This window comes from Roseateles sp., from assembly GCF_965229315.1.
Taxonomy (GTDB): Bacteria; Pseudomonadota; Gammaproteobacteria; order Burkholderiales; family Burkholderiaceae_C; genus Pelomonas.
Genome location: NZ_CBDDJA010000001.1, coordinates 306,913 through 324,086 on the forward strand (window position 1 = coordinate 306,913; position 17,174 = coordinate 324,086).

General features: G+C 70.0%; 17 protein-coding genes. 5 read left to right on the plus strand and 12 right to left on the minus strand.

The annotated features are described in order from the left end of the window. The first annotated feature begins 38 nt into the window (after positions 1-38). On the plus strand, positions 39-710 hold the full coding sequence (locus ACO07H_RS01425) for a hypothetical protein (RefSeq protein WP_422010360.1): 672 nt from the start codon (positions 39-41) through the stop codon (positions 708-710). Here ACO07H_RS01425 and glpD read toward each other — a convergent pair. Then, positions 707-2,185, minus strand: a complete 1,479-nt coding sequence (glpD, locus tag ACO07H_RS01430; RefSeq protein ID WP_422010362.1) for a glycerol-3-phosphate dehydrogenase — start codon at positions 2,183-2,185, stop codon at positions 707-709. The genes ACO07H_RS01425 and glpD overlap by 4 nt on opposite strands. A 26-nt stretch (positions 2,186-2,211) precedes the next feature. Between glpD and glpK the strand changes: the two genes are divergently transcribed. Next, entirely contained in the window at positions 2,212-3,690 is a 1,479-nt protein-coding gene (glpK, locus tag ACO07H_RS01435) for a glycerol kinase GlpK (RefSeq protein ID WP_422010364.1), read from the plus strand. Positions 3,691-3,705: 15 nt separating this feature from the next. On the opposite strand, the gene ACO07H_RS01440 is transcribed toward glpK, so the two are convergent. Further along, positions 3,706-4,023 carry a DUF805 domain-containing protein gene (locus tag ACO07H_RS01440; RefSeq protein WP_422010366.1) on the minus strand — a complete coding sequence of 106 codons (318 nt, stop codon included), beginning with the start codon at positions 4,021-4,023 and terminating at the stop codon, positions 3,706-3,708. A gap of 169 nt (positions 4,024-4,192) precedes the next feature. Here ACO07H_RS01440 and ACO07H_RS01445 point away from each other — a divergent pair, with 169 nt between their 5' ends. Together ACO07H_RS01445 and ACO07H_RS01450 are read left to right on the plus strand one after the other, a co-directional pair. Further along, positions 4,193-4,588, plus strand: coding sequence for a VOC family protein (locus tag ACO07H_RS01445; RefSeq protein ID WP_422010368.1), 396 nt, complete (start codon positions 4,193-4,195; stop codon positions 4,586-4,588). A gap of 257 nt (positions 4,589-4,845) precedes the next feature. Further along, positions 4,846-5,538 carry a helix-turn-helix transcriptional regulator gene (locus ACO07H_RS01450; protein ID WP_422010370.1) on the plus strand — a complete coding sequence of 231 codons (693 nt, stop codon included), beginning with the start codon at positions 4,846-4,848 and terminating at the stop codon, positions 5,536-5,538. A gap of 19 nt (positions 5,539-5,557) precedes the next feature. Here the strand turns inward: ACO07H_RS01450 and ACO07H_RS01455 are convergent, their stop codons facing one another. The 9 genes from ACO07H_RS01455 to ACO07H_RS01495 all read right to left on the minus strand — a co-directional run bounded on the left by ACO07H_RS01455 (position 5,558) and on the right by ACO07H_RS01495 (position 12,879). Beyond that, on the minus strand, positions 5,558-6,379 hold the full coding sequence (locus ACO07H_RS01455) for a LytR/AlgR family response regulator transcription factor (RefSeq protein WP_422010372.1): 822 nt from the start codon (positions 6,377-6,379) through the stop codon (positions 5,558-5,560). Between the two features lie 15 nt (positions 6,380-6,394). Next, a complete protein-coding gene (locus ACO07H_RS01460; protein ID WP_422010374.1) occupies positions 6,395-6,796 on the minus strand; it encodes a hypothetical protein in 402 nt (133 codons plus the stop codon). Beyond that, positions 6,793-8,253 carry a histidine kinase gene (locus tag ACO07H_RS01465; protein WP_422010376.1) on the minus strand — a complete coding sequence of 487 codons (1,461 nt, stop codon included), beginning with the start codon at positions 8,251-8,253 and terminating at the stop codon, positions 6,793-6,795. Before ACO07H_RS01465 ends, ACO07H_RS01460 begins: the two co-directional genes overlap by 4 nt. A 238-nt stretch (positions 8,254-8,491) precedes the next feature. Beyond that, positions 8,492-9,061 (minus strand): YceI family protein, encoded by a 570-nt coding sequence (locus tag ACO07H_RS01470; protein WP_422010378.1) that lies wholly within the window; start codon positions 9,059-9,061, stop codon positions 8,492-8,494. A gap of 43 nt (positions 9,062-9,104) precedes the next feature. Continuing rightward, positions 9,105-9,641: a YceI family protein gene (locus ACO07H_RS01475; protein ID WP_422010380.1), complete on the minus strand. Its 537-nt coding sequence runs from the start codon at positions 9,639-9,641 to the stop codon at positions 9,105-9,107. A gap of 9 nt (positions 9,642-9,650) precedes the next feature. Then, the gene (locus ACO07H_RS01480; RefSeq protein ID WP_422010382.1) at positions 9,651-10,187 is read right to left on the minus strand and encodes a cytochrome b; all 537 of its coding nucleotides are present in this window, start codon (positions 10,185-10,187) and stop codon (positions 9,651-9,653) included. Positions 10,188-10,292: 105 nt separating this feature from the next. Beyond that, the gene (locus tag ACO07H_RS01485) at positions 10,293-11,153 is read right to left on the minus strand and encodes a DMT family transporter (RefSeq protein WP_422011637.1); all 861 of its coding nucleotides are present in this window, start codon (positions 11,151-11,153) and stop codon (positions 10,293-10,295) included. A 119-nt stretch (positions 11,154-11,272) separates the two neighbouring features. Next, a complete protein-coding gene (locus ACO07H_RS01490; RefSeq protein WP_422010384.1) occupies positions 11,273-11,992 on the minus strand; it encodes a site-2 protease family protein in 720 nt (239 codons plus the stop codon). Then, complete coding sequence (locus tag ACO07H_RS01495) at positions 11,992-12,879, minus strand: DUF2167 domain-containing protein (protein ID WP_422010386.1); 888 nt, start codon at positions 12,877-12,879, stop codon at positions 11,992-11,994. The genes ACO07H_RS01490 and ACO07H_RS01495 overlap by 1 nt, the downstream gene beginning before the upstream one ends. A 175-nt stretch (positions 12,880-13,054) precedes the next feature. On the opposite strand from ACO07H_RS01495, the gene ACO07H_RS01500 reads away from it, so the two are divergent. Further along, a complete protein-coding gene (locus ACO07H_RS01500) occupies positions 13,055-13,561 on the plus strand; it encodes a DUF4440 domain-containing protein (protein WP_422010388.1) in 507 nt (168 codons plus the stop codon). Positions 13,562-13,619: 58 nt separating this feature from the next. Here ACO07H_RS01500 and ACO07H_RS01505 read toward each other — a convergent pair whose 3' ends face one another. After that, entirely contained in the window at positions 13,620-17,165 is a 3,546-nt protein-coding gene (locus ACO07H_RS01505; protein WP_422010390.1) for an indolepyruvate ferredoxin oxidoreductase family protein, read from the minus strand. Between the last annotated feature and the right edge of the window lie 9 nt (positions 17,166-17,174).

Below are 17,174 nucleotides of genomic sequence, written 5' to 3' on the forward strand. Positions count from 1 at the left end.
CTTCTGAAAGTCATGAAGGCTGGCTAACCTGCGCGGCCATGCGCCGCACCCTCGCCCTGATCCTCGCCGCCGCCGCCTGCCCGGCCGAGGCGGCCCGGCCGATGCAGACCGAGGACGCACCCGTCATGCAGACGCGTGCCTGCGAGCTCGAAAGCGCCTCTGCCGACTTGCGCAGCGACGGCCAGCACGCGCGCCGCAGCTATGCGCAGCTGGGCTGCGGCATCGGCTGGCACAGCGAGGTCGCCGTGCAGGCGGCACGGCCGCAGGAGCTGGCGCTGGGCGGCAAGACGCGGCTGGCCGCCATGCCGTGGTGGGGCGGCGAGGCGGCATTCAGCATCGCCTGGAACCTGGCCCACCACCACGCCGACGCCCGCTGGCGGCGCAGCAGCACCAGCCTGCTGCTGGCGGCCACGGCGCCCCTGTCGCGCGACTGGGTCGTGCATGGCAACCTGGGCCACCTGCGCGACCAGGCGCTGCACCGCCGCAGCATGACGTGGGCACTCGGCGCCGAGCACAACGGTCTGGGCGCCGAAGGCCGCTGGCAGCCGATGTTCGAGGTCTTCGGCGACGACCGCGGCCAGCGCTGGGCCCATGCGGGACTGCGCCTCACGCTCGTCCGAGACCAGCTCTGCGTGGACGGCTCGCTCGGCAGCCGGCTCGGTGTGCGGGGCGAGCGGCTGGCGACGCTGGGCGCGGTGTTCGCCTTCTAGGTTTTCGCCAACCAGTCCGCGACCGCGCCGCGCTCTGCCGCGGTGTAGTGCAGGCCCAGCTTGCTGCGCCGCCACAGCACGTCGTCGGCACTGCAGGCCCACTCCTGGTCCACCAGATGGCGCAGTTCGGACTCGAACAGGCCCGGCGCGATCTCGGCGCCGGCCGGCGCGGCCAGCAGTGCCCGCGCGCCGCTGCCGTAGGCGCGCGCGATGCGGCGAACGGCGGGGCGGCCCGGGTGGCGGGTCTGCAGCTCGGCGGCGAAGGCGTCGATGTCCACGCCATGCACGCCGAGGTCGCCACCGGGCAGGCGGGCGCTTGCCGTCCATGCCTGCCGCGCGTCGCCCAGCAGTTCGCCGAGCTGCGTCGCGCCGTCCTCGGCGAGCTTGCGGTAGGTCGTCAGCTTGCCGCCCCAGACGTTCAGCAGCGGCGCGCCGCCGCGCGCGTCCGCCTCCAGCAGGTAGTCCCGCGTGACGCGGGAGGCCGAGCCGCCCTCGTCCAGCAGCGGGCGCACGCCGGCGTAGCTCCACAGCACGTCGGCGGGCGTCACCGGCCGGGCCAGGTAGCGGCTGGCCTGCTCGCATAGGTAAGCGGTCTCGGCCGCGTCGATGGCGGCGTGCGCAGGGGGTTCCTCGTGCTCGGGCAGCTCCACGTCGGTCGTGCCGATCAGCGTGAAGCGCTGCTCGTAGGGAATGGCGAAGAGGATGCGGCCGTCGGCGTTCTGGAACAGGTAGGCATGGTCGTGCGTGAAGCGCTGGGCCACGACGATGTGGCTGCCCTTCACGAGGCGCAGGCCGCGCGCCGGCAGCGCCTGGCCGTCGACGCCGCGCGCGTGGTCGCGCAGGAAGCGCTCGGCCCAGGGGCCGGCCGCGTTGACGAGCGCGCGGCTGCGCAGCCGGCGGCCATTCGCCAACGTCACCTGCCAGTCCGCTTCGCCACGCACCGCCTCGGTGACGGCGCAGCGCGTCAGCACCTCGGCGCCGCGGTCGCGCGCATCCTGCGCGTTCGCGACGACCAGCCGCGCGTCATCCACCCAGCCGTCCGAGTAGGCGAAGCCGCGCGTGAACTCGGGCTTCAGCGGCGCACCGTAGACCGAGCTGGTCAGCGTCAGCCCCCGTGAGCCGGGCAGCAGCTCGCGCCGGGCCAGGTGGTCGTACAGGAACAGGCCGAGCCGGATCATCCAGGCCGGGCGCAGGTGCGGCGCGTGCGGCATCACGAAGCGCAGCGGCTGGATCAGGTGCGGCGCGCTCTTCAGCAGCAGCTCGCGCTCCTGCAAGGCCTTGCGAACCAGCGAGAACTCCCAAGTCTCCAGGTAGCGCAGCCCGCCATGCACGAGCTTGGTGGACGCCGACGAGGTGTGCGCGGCCAGGTCGTCGCGTTCGGCCAGCAGCACGCGCCAGCCGCGGCCGGCGAGGTCGCGGGCCAGGCCGGCGCCGTTGATGCCGCCGCCCACCACCACCACGTCAAAATCGTCCATGCAACCACTCTAAGTGAACCAAGGCCATGGACGCACTGCTCGCGCTGGACCAGGGAACCTCCAGCTCACGCGCGCTGGTCTTCGACCGCTCGGGCCGGCTGCTCGCGCTGGCGCAGCGCGAGCTGACGCAGCATTTCCCGCAACCGGGCTGGGTGGAGCACGACGCCGAGGAGATCTGGGCCGGCCAGCTCGCCTGCGCGCGCGAGGCGCTGGCGAACGCCAGGGCGAAGGCGCCCGTGAACGTGGCCGCCATCGGCATCACCAACCAGCGCGAGACGACGGTGCTGTGGGACCGCGCCACCGGCCGGCCGCTGCACCGCGCGCTGGTCTGGCAGGACCGCCGCACGGCGCCGCTGTGCGAGCAGCTGAAGGCGCAAGGCCTGGAGCCGCTGGTGCGCGAACGCACGGGCCTGCTGCTGGACCCGTACTTCTCCGCCACCAAGCTGCGCTGGCTGCTGGACCACGTGCCCGGCGCGCGCGACCGCGCCGCACGCGGCGAGCTGGCGTTCGGCACCATCGACAGCTGGCTGCTGTGGCAGCTGACGGGCGGCCGGGTGCACGCCACCGACGTCAGCAACGCCTCGCGCACGCTGCTGTTCGACATCCACCGGGGCGTATGGGATGCCGAGCTGCTGGCCGCGTTCGATATCCCGCCGCAACTGCTGCCCGAGGTGCGGCCGTCCGCCGGCGTCTTCGGCCACGCCGAGGCCTTCGGCATGCCCATCGCCGGCATCGCGGGCGACCAGCAGGCGGCGCTGTTCGGCCAGGCCGCGCTGGCGCCGGGCCAGGCCAAGAACACCTACGGCACCGGCTGCTTCCTGCTGATGCACACCGGCACGCAGGCTCGCACCTCCACACAGGGCCTGGTGACGACGCGCGCCGCGCAGATCGACGCGACGGCACAGTACGCGCTGGAAGGCAGCGTGTTCGTCGGCGGTGCGGTCGTGCAGTGGCTGCGCGACGGGCTGCGCGCCATCGGCGGCAGCGGCGAGGTGCAGGCGCTGGCCGAGAGCGTGCCGGATGCCGGCGGCGTGATGTTCGTGCCGGCCTTCGCGGGCCTGGGCGCGCCCTACTGGCGGCCCGATGCGCGCGGCGCGCTGCTGGGCCTGACGCGCGGCACGACGCAGGCGCACATCGCCCGCGCGGCGCTGGAGAGCATCGCCTTCCAGAGCGCCGCCGTGCTGGCTGCGATGAACGCCGACGTGGGCGAGGCCGCGCGCCTGACGGAGCTGCGCGTGGACGGCGGCGCCAGCGCCAACGACCTGCTGATGCAGTTCCAGGCCGACTTGCTGGGCATCCCGGTGCTGCGCCCGCGGGTCATCGAGACCACGGCGCTGGGCGCGGCGCTGCTGGCCGGCCTGGGCACGGGGCTGTACGCGTCACCCGACGAGGTCGGCGAGATCTGGCAGCTGGACCGGGCGTTCGAGCCGCGCATGTCGCGCGACGAGGCGGGCGCGCGGCTGGCGCAGTGGGACCGGGCCGTGCGGCAGGTGCTGGCGGCCTGACGCCTCTCAGCGTCGTCAGGCGACCAGCACGTCGTCCCTGCTCTCCTGGGCCAGCAGCACGATCAGCACGATGCCGCCGACGAAGGGCACCAGGCCGATCAGCACCCACCAGCCGCTGCGCCCGCTGTCGCGCAGGCGGCGCACCGCCGCGGCCAGCGACGGCAGGAACGTGCCCAGCGCCACCAGGTAGTAGGCGACGTTGCCGATCACCGCCGCCACGCAATAGACGATGACGAGGAACAGGAAGAACCACCAGTACTCCGAGCGGCTGGCGCGGCCCGAGAAGTCGGCGTACTTGCTGAAGCAGGTGCGGATGGAATCCTGGAACGTCATGGCGGGGCCTCTCCCTGGGCGTGCGACTGAAGGCCCCATGCTAGGGCCGCCGTGCGGCGCCCACACTCGGTGTCGCCCCCCGGTCCCGCGGTCGGGTGGCGGCCCTGCTGACATGCGCTGACAGGCCACCCGCGGCAGGATGCGGGTTTTCAATCCACGAAAGCCTCGCATGAACTTCGCCTACACCATCGTCTACGTGCCCGACGTGAGCGCATCGCTCGCCTTCTTCGAGCGCGCCTTCGGCCTCAAGACCCGCTTCCTGCACGAGAGCGGCGCCTATGGCGAGGTCGACACCGGTGTGGGCGGCGCGACGTTGGCGTTCGTGGACCACGAGACGGCCCGCGACAGCGTGCAGCACGACTATGTCCAGGCCCACGCGAGCCCGCAGCCGCTGGGCATGGAACTGGGCTTCACGGTCAGCGACGTGCAGGCCGCCTACGACCGCGCCGTGGCCGCCGGCGCACGGCCGCTGGCCGCCCCCGTCACCAAGCCCTGGGGCCAGACGGTGGCCTACGTGCGCTGCCCGGACGGCAGCCTGGTCGAGCTCTGCACGGCGATGGGCTGAGCCTGCCCGCTGGCGGGGCGGCTTCGCCCTGCGGCGGGGCGCGCGCTGCTGGCGACATGGAGCTGGCCGGGCGCCAGAGACGCGAACGGCGCACTGACGAAGCCCAGCGTGGCCAGGTCGGCCCCGTGGGGGCCGCGAGCATGGGAGGCGTAGAGGGCCATGGCGGTGTCGGGCGGGTTGGCGAGTGGCAAGGCAAGTGGCAGCAGTCTTTTGCAAGGGCCGTGCCCGCCTGCGCGAACGCATCACAATGCCGCCCCATGCGCCGCGCCGACCGCCTCTTCCAGATCGTCCAGCTCATCCGCGGGCGCCGCCTCACGACGGCGGACTACCTGTCGCAGCGGCTGGAGGTGTCCATGCGCACCGTCTACCGCGACATCGCCGCACTCGCCCAGCAGGGCGTGCCCATCGAGGGCGAGGCCGGCGTGGGCTACCGCATGCGCGCCGGGTTCGACCTGCCGCCGCTGATGTTCAGCAAGCAGGAAGCCCAGGCCCTGGTCGCCACCGTGCGCATGGCCGAGTCGCGCCTGGATGCGGCGCTGGCGCGCCAGGCCGAGAACGCGCTGAGCAAGATCCTCGCCGTGCTGCCGCTGGACGCGCGCGCCGCGGCCGAGAGCCTGGCGCTATACGCCCCGCTGCCGGCGCTGGACCCGGCCACCAGCGCGCACCTGACCGCGCTGCGCGAGGCGACCGAGGCGCGGCGCAAGCTGAAGGTGGGCTACCTGGACCTGGGCGGTGTGAGGAGCGAGCGCGTCGTGCGCCCGCTGGCCTGCCTGTTCTGGGGCCCGGTGTGGACGCTGTCCGCCTGGTGCGAACTGCGCGGCGACTTCCGCAGCTTCCGCGTCGACCGCATCGAGACGCTGCAGGCGCTGGACACCTTCCGCGACGAGCCGGGCAAGACGCTGGCCGACATGAACCGCAAGCGCGAGGCGCAGGAGGCGGGCGGGGCCTGAAGGCCGCCGCCGCCGGGGATCACATGCCCTTGAAGAGGTGCGTGTAGCTGCGGCTGACTTCGAGCTTCTCGGTCAGGCCGCGCACGCCCACCAGTTGGCGGCCGCGGAAGTCGCGCGTGATGCCGTCGATGGCGCGCGCGTTGACCAGCGTGGAGCGGTGCACCTGCCAGAACAGCTGCGGGTCCAGCTCGTCCACCAGCTCCTTGATGGGCTTGCGGATCAGCGCCTCGACCTTGGCGGTCTGCACGCGGGTGTACTTCTCGTCGCTGATGAAGAACAGCACGTCCTCCACCGGGATCATCTGGATGGCCTGGCCCACCGTGGCCTGGATCCACTGCAGGTAGCTGGGCTTGCCGGCAGCGCCGCTGACCTGGGCGCTGAGCTTGTGCAGCAACTGCTGCAGCGGTGCCGACGAGGTCTCGACCGTCTCTGCCCCGTCGCGCTGGGCCAGGCGCTTCTTGATGCGGGCCACCGTCAGCTGCAGCCGCTCGCGCTCGGCGGGCTTGAGCACGTAGTCGGCCACGCCCTGCTCGAAGGCCTCCACCGCGTACTGGTCGTAGGCGGTGATGAAGACGATCTCGGGCACCAGCCAGTCGTCGTCCTCGGGCAGCTGGGCGATCTGGCGCGCCGCGTCCACGCCGGTCAGGCCGGGCATGCGGATGTCCAGGAACACCAGGTCGGGCTTGTGCTCCCGGGTCAGCTCCACCGCCTCCAGGCCGTTCTTGGCCTCGGCGACGATGTCCAGCTCGGGCCAGACCTCGGTCAATCGGCTGCGCAACTGCTCGCGCATCAGTCGTTCGTCATCCGCCAGCACGGCGCGCACACGGGTATTGCTGCTCATGACCGAGATGCTAGTTCAGACCGGCTCCGTCCTGGCCGCATTCATCGAACGGCGGCGGTTGCGCAGCACCACAAACAGCAGCAGGCCGAACAGGATCAGCGGCGAGCCGAGCACGGCACCCACGCCCAGCAGGCCGAACAGCACCAGCCCGAGCACGCCGCCCACGATCAGCAGCGGCAGCGCCAGGCCCAGCAGCAGCGCCAGCGGCACGACGACGAGGCAGACGATGCCGGTCACGAGCAGGCCGATGCCGGCACCCAGCCAGTCGCCGAAGTCGTTGCCGAGGAACAGCTCGTCGTCGTTCAGCGTGATGTGGAAATCCGGCCCGCCGTGGTGCAGCAGCGCCCAGCCGCCGAACAGGGCCAACAGGGTCATCAGCGCGACGCCGATGAACAGGATCTTGAACAAGGTCTTCATGCGGTGGCTCCTTCTTCGTTGCGGCTGCGGTAGGGCACCGTGATGGTCACGACGGTGCCGGTGGGTTGGTTTTCGGTGACGGTGACGCTGGCGCGGTTGCCGTGCAGCAGCTGCAGGCGCTCGCGGATGTTGGCCAGGCCAACGCCGGTGCCGCTGGTGGCGGCGCGGCCGAACCCGAGGCCGGTGTCGGCCACGGTGACGGCCAGCTTGCCGTGCACGATCTCGGCCTTGACCGTCAGCTTGCCGCCCTCGGCCTTGGGCTCCAGCCCGTGCTTGATGGCGTTTTCGACCAGGCCCTGGATCATCATGGGCGGGAACTCGGCGGACATCAGGCCCTCGGGCACGTCGATCTCGGTCTGCAGCCGCTCTTCCATGCGCACCTTCAGGATCTCCAGGTAGGGCTTGATGACGGCCAGCTCGCGGCTGAGGTCGCGCACGGCGCCGCTGGCGTTGGCCTCGCGCATGGTGGGCATGGAGGCGCGCAGCAGGGCGATGAGGTTCTTCTGCATCTGGCTGGCGCGGGGCGGGTCGGTCTCGATCAGGTGGTCGATGGACGCCAGCGTGTTGAACAGGAAGTGCGGCTCCACCTGCGCCTGCATCGCGGCCATGCGGGCCTCGACGACCTGGCGCTTCAACGCCTCGGCCTCCGCGTTCTCCGTGGCCTGCGCGGCCTTCACCTCGGCTTGGATGCGGCCCTTGTACATGGCCTTGATGACGGCAGACGCCAGCACCCACAGGATGGCCAGGTCCTCCAGCGAATCGCCCATGCGGATGACGGTCACGCGGCGGCGCCCCGGAGCTTCGTTGGTGACCTCCTCCACGGCCTGCTGCAGCGCCTGGCGGGCCTCGGCGGCGGCGTCCTGCGCCTCCTTGACCTGCTCGGCGTCGCGCTTGAGCTGGCCGAGCTGCTCCTTGGCCTGTTCGAGGGCACTGCGGATGTCCTCGGGCTTGGCGCTCTTGGGGAAGTCGATGGCGATGGTGGGCCCGCCGTCGGCATGCTCTTCGGCGCCGTCGCCGTCGGCACCCTCCGCGGCGGACGCCGCACTGGCCGCGGAAGATGAGGCAGACGCGGAGCGGACCGGCTGGATGCGCACGCCGCGCTCGTCGACCTTGACCTCGTAGTGGATGCCGTCGTCCTTGCGGGCGTCCCGGTCGGTCGCCTTGCGCGCCCTTTCCTCGGCCTTCTTGACTTCCGCTTCGAGCCGGGCCTGGCGGCGCGCGGCACCGCGGTCGCGGTCCTCCACCTGCTCGCTGATGCGCCAGGTGAAGGGGGGCAGGTTCTTCAACACGTTCACACCGATCAGCAGCGCCAGCGACAGCAGCACGAAGCGCTTCCAGCTGATGCCCACCAGCCAGCCCGCGTAGATGTGGAAGTAGCGCACCACCGCGGTGGCCAAGCGCTGCCAGCGCTCGATCCAGAGCTTTTGCTGGGGGCTGGGGGTGAAGGAGGGCGTCATCGCGGTCTGTCGTCGTTGGAGGCCACTGTACGCAAGCGTTGCGGGCGGCGTGGTGCCGGAGCGACGCGCCGGCCCCGGCCGTGGACGAACTGCAGGGACGGGCGACAGGCCGGGCGGCGCGGCATGACACCGCGGTGAAACGCCCGGCAATCGTTCACGCCTGGCAGCCCCGGGATGGCGCCCGCCCAGCAAAAAGCCCGCCGGATGGCGGGCTTTGCAAGGCGGGAGCCTGCAGTGCTTACTGCTTGACGGCTTCGACCTGGATCAGCAGACGCACGGCGTCGGGGATGTTGGGCACGCCGTAGGTGATGCCCCACTGGCTGCGCTGGATGGTGGTCTCGAAGTCGCCGCCGCAGACTTCACGCTTGAGCATGGGGTTCTGGTAGCAGTTGAAGTTGGTGGCCGTCAGCGTGACCGGGTTGGTCTTGTCGCGCAGCGTCAGCTCGCCGGTCACCGTCGCGACCTTGTCGCCGTTGAACGTGAACTTGTCGCCGACGAACTTGGCCGTCGGGAACTGCTCGGCGGCGAAGAAGTCCTTGCTCTTCAGGTGGCCGTCGAACGGGGCGACGCCGGAGGAGATGGAGTTCATGTCCAGCGTGAACTCGACCTTGCCGGTCTTGGCCGCCTTGTCCAGCGTGATCGTGCCTTCCTTCTTGTCCCAGCGGCCGCGGACGGTGCTGGTGCCGAAGTGCTTGGCTTCAAAGATGACGGCGGTGTGCGTCGGGTCGATCGCGTAGGTCGCGCTCTGGGCCTGGGCGGCGCCGGCAGCGGCGGCCAGCAGGGCGGTGATCAGCAGGGCTTTCTTCATCGGGGGAATCTCCAGGGGGGTAAAGGGAAGGAGTGGTGAGAGGTTACAGGCCAGAGAAAGCCAGTTTGAACTTGACGGTCACATCGTTGGCGACGACCGAGGTGTCGGCCCAGTCGCCGTCGCCGATCTTGAAGTCCAGGCGCTTGATGGGCACGGCGCCGGCGGCCACGCCGTTGGCCAGCGTGATGGGCACGACGATGTCGCGCGTGGCGCCCTTGATGGTCAGCTTGCCGGCCACGTCGTACTTGCCGGCGCCGGTGGCCTTGATGCCGCTGGACACGAAGGTGGCCTTGCCGTTGCGCTTGGTGTCGAACCAGGGCGCGCCGGCCAGTTCCTTGTCGTAGCTCGGGTCACCGAGCGACACGCTGCCCAGGTCCACGGTGAAGGCGATCTTGCCGGTCTCGGGCTTCTTGGGGTCGAAGTCGAGCTGCGCGTCGAACTTCTTGAAGCGGCCCTCGACGGGCACGCCCATCTGCTTGAAGCCGAACACGAGTTCACTCTTGTCGGGCTGCAGCGTGGCGGCGTGGGCGGTGGTCAGCGCGCCGACGGCGAGCAGCAGGGTGGGGAGCAGGTGCTTCATGGGGTCCTTTCAGGCGCGGCCGGGCCACATGCGTGACAGCAGGCCGTCGCGGTCGATGAACTGGTGCTTCAGCGCCCCCGCCACGTGGGCCAGCACGAGCGCGGCGAGGCCATAGGCGGCGAACTTGTGCAGGGTCTTGAAGGTCTCGGCGAGTGCTTCGTCCTTGCCGATGAGGTCGGGCAGCGGCAGCACGCCGAACCAGACGATGGGGTAGCCGGACGCCGAACTGAACGCCCAGCCGAACAGCGGCACGGCAAAGAACGCGGCGTACAGCAGCCCGTGCGTCACGTGCGCGGCCCGGGCCTGCCAGGCGGGCATGGGGGCGTCGGCGGGCGGACGGTGCGTCAGGCGCCAGAGCAGGCGCAACGCGGAGAACGCCAGGATGGTGACGCCGGCCCATTTGTGCCAGTTGTAGAGCTTCAGCCGCGTCGGCGAGAACGGCAGGCTGGTCATGTACAGCCCGACACCGAACGCGCCGACGATGGCCAGCGCCAGCAGCCAGTGCAACGCGATGGCGACGGGGGTGTAGCGGGTGGCAGGGCTCATCATGGGCTCGCAGTGTGTGCCCCGACGGCCCAGGTTCGGTTCATCGGGGTTGTTGCCATTGTTCAGCGATTTTGAACACTTACACCCCCCGGGGGTCAATCCTCTTCAGCGAGCACCCCGCTTCAGCCCGACGAGGAACACGCCACCCAGCACCAGCACCGTGCCCGCGGCGATCCAGGCGTTCATCGGCTCATCCAGGATGACGTAGCCCATCAGGAGGGTGCTCATCGGCCCCACCATGCCGACCTGCGCGGCCAGCGGCGCGCCGATGCGGGCGATGGCCAGCATGACCATCAGCACCGGCGCGACGGTGCAGGCCGTGGCGTTCAGCACCGACAGCCAGAACACCGGCTCCGGCACCCACGCGGCGGACAGCGGGCGCAGCAGCGCGAACTGCGCGATGCACAGCGCGCAGGCGACCGTGCTGGCCAGCCCGGTCAGCCGCAGCGCGCCCAGCCGCTGCACGACGCGGCCGCTGAGCGCCAGGTAGATCGCGTAGCTGACCGCACTGCCGAACACCAGCGCCGCGCCGATGGCGGTGGCAGGACCTTCGAAGCTCAGTTCATGCGCGAACACCGCCACGACACCGGCGTAGCTGATGCCCAGCGCCACCACCTGCCGCGCCTGCAGCTTGTGATGGAAGAACACCACCGACAGCAGCAGCACCAGCGTCGGGTTGAGGTACAGGATGAGCCGCTCCAGGCTGGCGGTGATGTAGGCCAGGCCGGCGAAGTCCAGGTAGCTGGCGAGGTAGTAGCCGGTGAAGCCCAGCACGAGGATGTCGCGCCAGTCGCGTGCCGTCAGGCGCGGCTTGCCGCGGCCGGCCCACCCGGCCAGCAGCAGGAACAGCGGCAGCGCCAGCAGCATGCGCCACATGAGCAGCGTGACGGCATCGACGCCATGCCGGTAGGCCAGCTTGACGATGATGGCCTTGCCGGAGAAGCCGATGGCGCCCAGCATGGCCATCAGCAGGCCGGGCCAGAGGTGGCGCGGGTTCACCGCGCGGCAGGGACGCAAAGCATGAGCCAGTCTAGGGTGGCATTCCTGCGCGTGCCGCGAAGCAAGGCCGCGCGAATTCGGGAGCGTCAGCGCTGCACGTGGGCCAGCATCTCGTGCACGTCGTGGCACATGACGGCCAGGTAGGCGGCCAGCACCAGGTAGTAGGTCGCGTACTCCCATTTCACCGCCGCAGGCACCGTGTAGTAGGCCTGCGCCTCGGGGCTGTCGGCGCGGTGCTTCCAGGCCTTGACGAGCTGCGGCCAGGCGAGCAGCGCCATCAGGATCAGCATGGGGCTGGGCCGCCAGAAGAACAGCGCCACCAGCATCGGCGCGCCCAGCAGCCAGATGCGCGGCGACAGCACGGCCGTGATGCGGCCGCCGTCGAACGGCGACAGCGGGATCAGGTTGAACAGGTTCAGGAAGAAGCCGCTGTAGGCCACGGCCAGCAGCCAGTCGGCGTCCCAACTGCGCGCCATCAGGTAGGCCACCGTCGCGCCGACGCTGCCCAGCAGCGGGCCGGCCAGGCCGACGAACGCCTCGGTCTTGGCGTCGTGCGGCAGGTCCTTCAGCGCCACCCAGGCGCCGACGAAGGGGATGAAGGTCGGCGCGCCGACGTTCAGGCCCTTGTAGCGCGCGGCGATGAAATGGCCCATCTCGTGCACGAACAACAGCACGATGAAACCGGCCGCATAGCGCCAGCCGAAGATCCAGGCGTACACCACCAGGGAGATCAGCATGGTGCCGCCGGTGGTCAGCAGCTTGCCGAACTTGGCGCCCGACAGCGCCAGCGCGAGGAGCTTCAGCATCAGGCGGCGGGGCCGTTCGGCTTGTCGCGTTTGAAGAACTTCGCGAATGCAGCGCCGCCGCCGACGACGGCGATGAAGATGACCTTCGCGAACTTGGCGACGAAGGCGAAGATGACGGCCAGCAGGCCCAGCTTCTTGGCGCCCACGCCCAGCACCAGCGCGGCGAGGCCGTATTCGGCGACGTGGTCGGTGGCCGAGTCGAAGTCTTCGTAACGCTTGCCCTTGTCGAACGCCAGCGCGCCCAGCAGCGCCTTGGCATCGGGCTTGTGCGCCGGCAGCTCCTTCAGGTCGGTGACGAAGTTCAGGCTCAGGTAGCCCTCGCGGCCCAGCGCGTAGGTGTTGTAGTTGACGCCCTGGTCGGCGCCTGCCGGCGCGCCCTTCTCCTTGGACGCCATCGCCCACACCAGGCGGTGCGTCGTCGCTTCGTAGGCAGGCTGCTCGGCCCAGCCGGTGATCTCCAGCGGCGCCACACCCATCTTCTTGCGCTCCTCGTTGGCCGACTCGGTGCCTTCCTTGTAGCTGGCCAGCAGGTCGTCGGCCTTCCACTCCTTGGCGTCGCCGTCCTTCACGTAGCCCGAAGCGATGTAGCGCAGCGTGGCGAACCACTGCTGTTGGCCCTGGGGAAAGATCAGCCCGGTCAGCTCGCTGTGCTCGCCCGGGTTGCCCATCGCGGTCAGCAGCTTGCCGGCCTGCGGCTGCGGGATGAAGACGCGGTCGGCCGGCAGGTGCAGCGTGGCCTGGCCGGCGATGGCGATGTCGGCCGGGCCGCTCCTGGCTGCGGCCTTGGCCTCCGCCCAGGCAGGGTGCTCCGGTGCGTCGGCCGCCTGCACGGCCAGCCCGAGGCACAGGCTCAGGGCGGCCAGCAGGCCGCGCACGATGTTCTTCATGTTCTCTCCCTGCAACAACAAGGGTCGCAGTCTAGGCAGGCTGAGGCCTCACTTCGTTCAGGGAATGCCCCGCGACGGGCAGATTCACGCCCGGCATGCCCATTGGCGTTAGTCCGCATGCAGCGGCCCGTGGCTCATCGTTCAATCCGCGCCACGAGAACAGGGAGGGTTGGACATGGACAAGGTCTGCGAGGTGCGCCGGCCGATCATCGTCGCGGTGTGCCTGCTGCTGGCGGCCGTCAGCGGCTGCACGACCCGGCCCCAGGTGCCCGCGTCGCCGCCGCCGCACTGCGAGCAGCTCGGCAGCGACTGCATCGGTGAGCTGATGCACGCGCTGGAGGACTGGAAGGACGCCTACAACAGCCGCGACCCGCGGCGCCTCCAGCAGCTGTATGCCCCGGGCGCGCTGATCACCGACGACGAATATTCGGCCGTCCCGCTGTCCGGCGACGCGCTGCCGGTGTTCTTCGACGACATGGCGCAGCGGCCGACGGCGCGCATGCGCTGGATCATCGGCAACCTGAGGCTGTTCGGCGAGACCGCCGTGCGTTCGGGCGAGTACGAGTTCACCGAGGAACTTGCCGGCCAGGCGAGGGAGAAACCGGCGCGTTACAGCTTCGCCTACCAGCGCATCGACGGGCGCTGGCTCATCGTGCTGCAGCACTCGACAGTGAGGCCCTGAAAAGACCAACCCCGCAGGCCGGCATGACGCCGGCCTGCGGGGCTGTGTCAGGCAACGCTCAGACCTTGGCCAGCAGCGCGTCCCACTTGGCGCGGGCGACCTGCTCGTGGCGCGCCTTCACGTGGCCGTAGCCGCGGATGTCTTCGGGCACGCGGGCCAGCTCGACAGCGTTCGCCAGCGACTCGGCGGTCAGCCCGGCCAGCGCCTGGTCGATGCCGGCGCGGTAGTCGGCGATCCAGCGGCGCTCCATGCGGCGCTCCTCGGTGTAGCCGAAGATGTCGAACGCCGTGCCGCGCAGGCCCTTCAGCTTGGCCAGCAGGCCGAAGGCCGGGCGAATCCAGGCGCCCATCTGCTGCTTGACCAGCTCGCCCTTGGCGTTCTTCCTGGCCAGCAGCGGCGGCGCGAGGTGGTGCACCAGCTTGTAGTTGCCCTCGAACATGCCGGCCACCTTCTCGGCGAAGCCCATGTCGGTGTGCAGGCGGGCGACCTCGTACTCGTCCTTGTAGGCCATCAGCTTGAACAGGTAGCGGGCCACGGCCTCGGTCAGCGTGGTCTTGCCGCCCAGCTTGGCTTCCGCGGCACGCACCTTGTCGACGAAGGCCTGGTACTCGGCCGCATACGCTGCGTTCTGATAGCCGGTCAGGAAGTCCACGCGCTTGGTGACCATCTCATCCAGGCCCTGGCGCTTGACGAGCTGGATGACCTGCTGCGCGGCGTACAGCGACTGCACGGCCTTCAGGTCGTGCGCGCAGCGGCGGCCCCATTCGAAGGCGACCTTGTTGTTGTCGATCTGCACGCCGTTGAGCTCGATGGCGCGCATCAGCGCGTCGTAGCTCAGTGGGATGCGGCCCTGCTGCCATGCGTAGCCCAGCATCAGCGGGTTGGTGTACAGCGAATCGCCCACCAGCTTGACGGCCACGTCCTCGGCGTCGAAGGAGCCCAGGTGGTCCGGCCCCACCGCGGCGCCCACGGCCTGTTCACAGGCAGCGCCGGGGAAGCTCCAGTTGGCGTCGTTGACGAGCGTGGCCGTCGGCGAGCCGTGCGTGTTCAGCGCCACGTAGGTGCGGCCTTCACGCATGACGGCCAGCGTGGCCTTGTTGGCGGCGACGATGGCGTCGCAGGCGATGACGAGGTCGGCCTCGGCGGTGCCGACCTTGGTGCAGTGGATCGCGTCCGGGCTGTTGGCGATCTGGATGTGGCTCCAGGTTGCGCCGCCCTTTTGCGCCAGGCCCGCGGCGTCCTGCGTGATGACGCCCTTGCCTTCCAGGTGCGCCGCCATACCCAGCAGCTGACCGATGGTGATGACGCCCGTGCCGCCCACGCCGGCCACGACGATGCCCCAGGCCGTCTCGGGGTTGGGCACGACGGGCAGCGGTAGCTGCGGCAGCGCGGGATCGGACGGGCTCTTGCGGCTGTCCTTCTTGGGCTTCTTCAGCTCACCGCCCTCGACGGTGACGAAGCTCGGGCAGAAGCCCTTCACGCAGGAGTAGTCCTTGTTGCAGGTGTTCTGGTTGATCTGGCGCTTGCGGCCGAAGTCGGTCTCCAGCGGCTCGATGGACAGGCAGTTGGACTGCACCGAGCAGTCGCCGCAGCCCTCGCAGACCAGCTCGTTGATGACGACGCGCTTGGCGGGGTCCACCATCTTGCCGCGCTTCCTGCGGCGGCGCTTCTCGGTCGCGCAGGTCTGGTCGTAGATGATGGCCGTGGTGCCTTCGATCTCGCGGAACTGGCGCTGGATGTCGTCCAGTTCGTCGCGGTGGTGCACCGTCACCCCCGGCGCCAGGGCGACACCCTCATATTTCGCCGGCTCGTCGGTGACGATCACCAGCTTCTTCACGCCTTCCGAGATCACGCTGTTCATGATCTGCAGCACCGTGTGGCCTTCGGGGCGCTCGCCGACCGTCTGACCACCCGTCATCGCGACGGCGTCGTTGTAGAGGATCTTGTAGGTGATGTTCACCCCGGCGGCGATGCTCTGGCGGATGGCCAGGCTGCCGCTGTGGAAGTAGGTGCCGTCGCCCAGGTTGGAGAAGATGTGCTTCTCGTTCGTGAACGGCGCCTGGCCCGTCCAGGGCACGCCCTCGCCGCCCATCTGCGTGAAGGTGGCGGTGCTGCGGCCCGGCATCCACGTGACCATGTAGTGGCAGCCGATGCCGCCCACGGCGCGCGAGCCCTCGGGCACGCGGGTGGAGGTGTTGTGCGGGCAGCCGGAGCAGAACCACGGCGTACGGTCGGCGCCGCCGGCGGTCTTTTCCTCGGCCTTCAGCGCGGCTTCCTTGGCGTCGATGACCGCCATGCGCGCATCCAGGCGGGCGACGATGTCGGCGTCCACGCCCAGCTTCTTCAGCCGCTTGGTGATGGCGCGGGCAATGAGGGCCGGCGTCAGGTCGGCCTGCGGGCGCAGCAGCCAGTGCTCACTGGGGTTGGGCACGCTCCACTCGCCGCCCTCGCCGCCGTCACCGGCGTCGAACTTGCCGAGCACGTTGGGCCGCACGTCGGCGCGCCAGTTGTAGAGCTCTTCCTTGACCTGGTACTCGATGATCTGGCGCTTCTCCTCGACGACGAGGATCTCCTGCAGGCCGCGGGCGAATTCGCGCGTGATCTGCGCCTCCAGCGGCCACACCACGTTGACCTTGTGCAGCCGGATGCCGATGCGCCGGCAGGTCTCGTCGTCCAGGCCCAGGTCGTGCAGCGCCTGGCGGGTGTCGTTGTAGGCCTTGCCGCTGGTGATGAGGCCGAAGCGGTCGTTCTGGCCCTCGATGACGTTGTAGTTCAGCCGGTTGGCGCGGATGTAGGCCAGCGCGGCGTACCACTTGTAGTTCATCATCCGCGACTCCTGCTCGAGCGGCGGGTCCGGCCAGCGGATGTGCAGGCCGCCGGCGGGCATCTGGAAGTCTTCCGGCAGGATGATGTTGACGCGGTCGGGGTCCACGCTGACCGAGGCCGACGATTCGACGATCTCCTGGATGGTCTTCATGCCCGCCCACACGCCGGAGAAGCGGCTCATCGCGAACGCGTGCAGGCCCATGTCCAGGATGTCCTGCACGCTGCTCGGGAAGAAGGTCGGGAAGCCGACCGCCTTGAACACGTGGTCGCTCTGGTGCGCGGCGGTGGAGCTCTTGGCGATGTGGTCGTCGCCCGCGATGGCGATGACGCCGCCGTGCTTGCTGGTACCCGCCATGTTGGCGTGCTTGAACACGTCGATGCAGCGGTCCACGCCCGGGCCCTTGCCGTACCACAGGCCGAACACGCCGTCGTACTTGGCCTTCTCGGGGAACAGGTCCAGTTGCTGCGTGCCCCACACGGCGGTGGCGCCCAGCTCCTCGTTGACGCCCGGCTGGAAGACGATGTTCTGCTTGGCCAGGTGCTTCTTGGCTGCCCACAGCGCCTGGTCGTAGGTGCCCAGCGGCGAGCCGCGGTAGCCGCTGATGAAGCCGGCGGTGTTCAGCCCGGCCAGCGCGTCGCGCGTGCGCTGCAGCATGGGCAGCCGCACCAGCGCCTGCACGCCGCTCATGAAGGCACGGCCGGCGTCCAGCGCGTATTTGTCGTCGAGCGAGACCGTCTGCAGTGCGCGCAGGATGTGTTCGGGCAGCGGGGCGTTCATCGAGGAGCT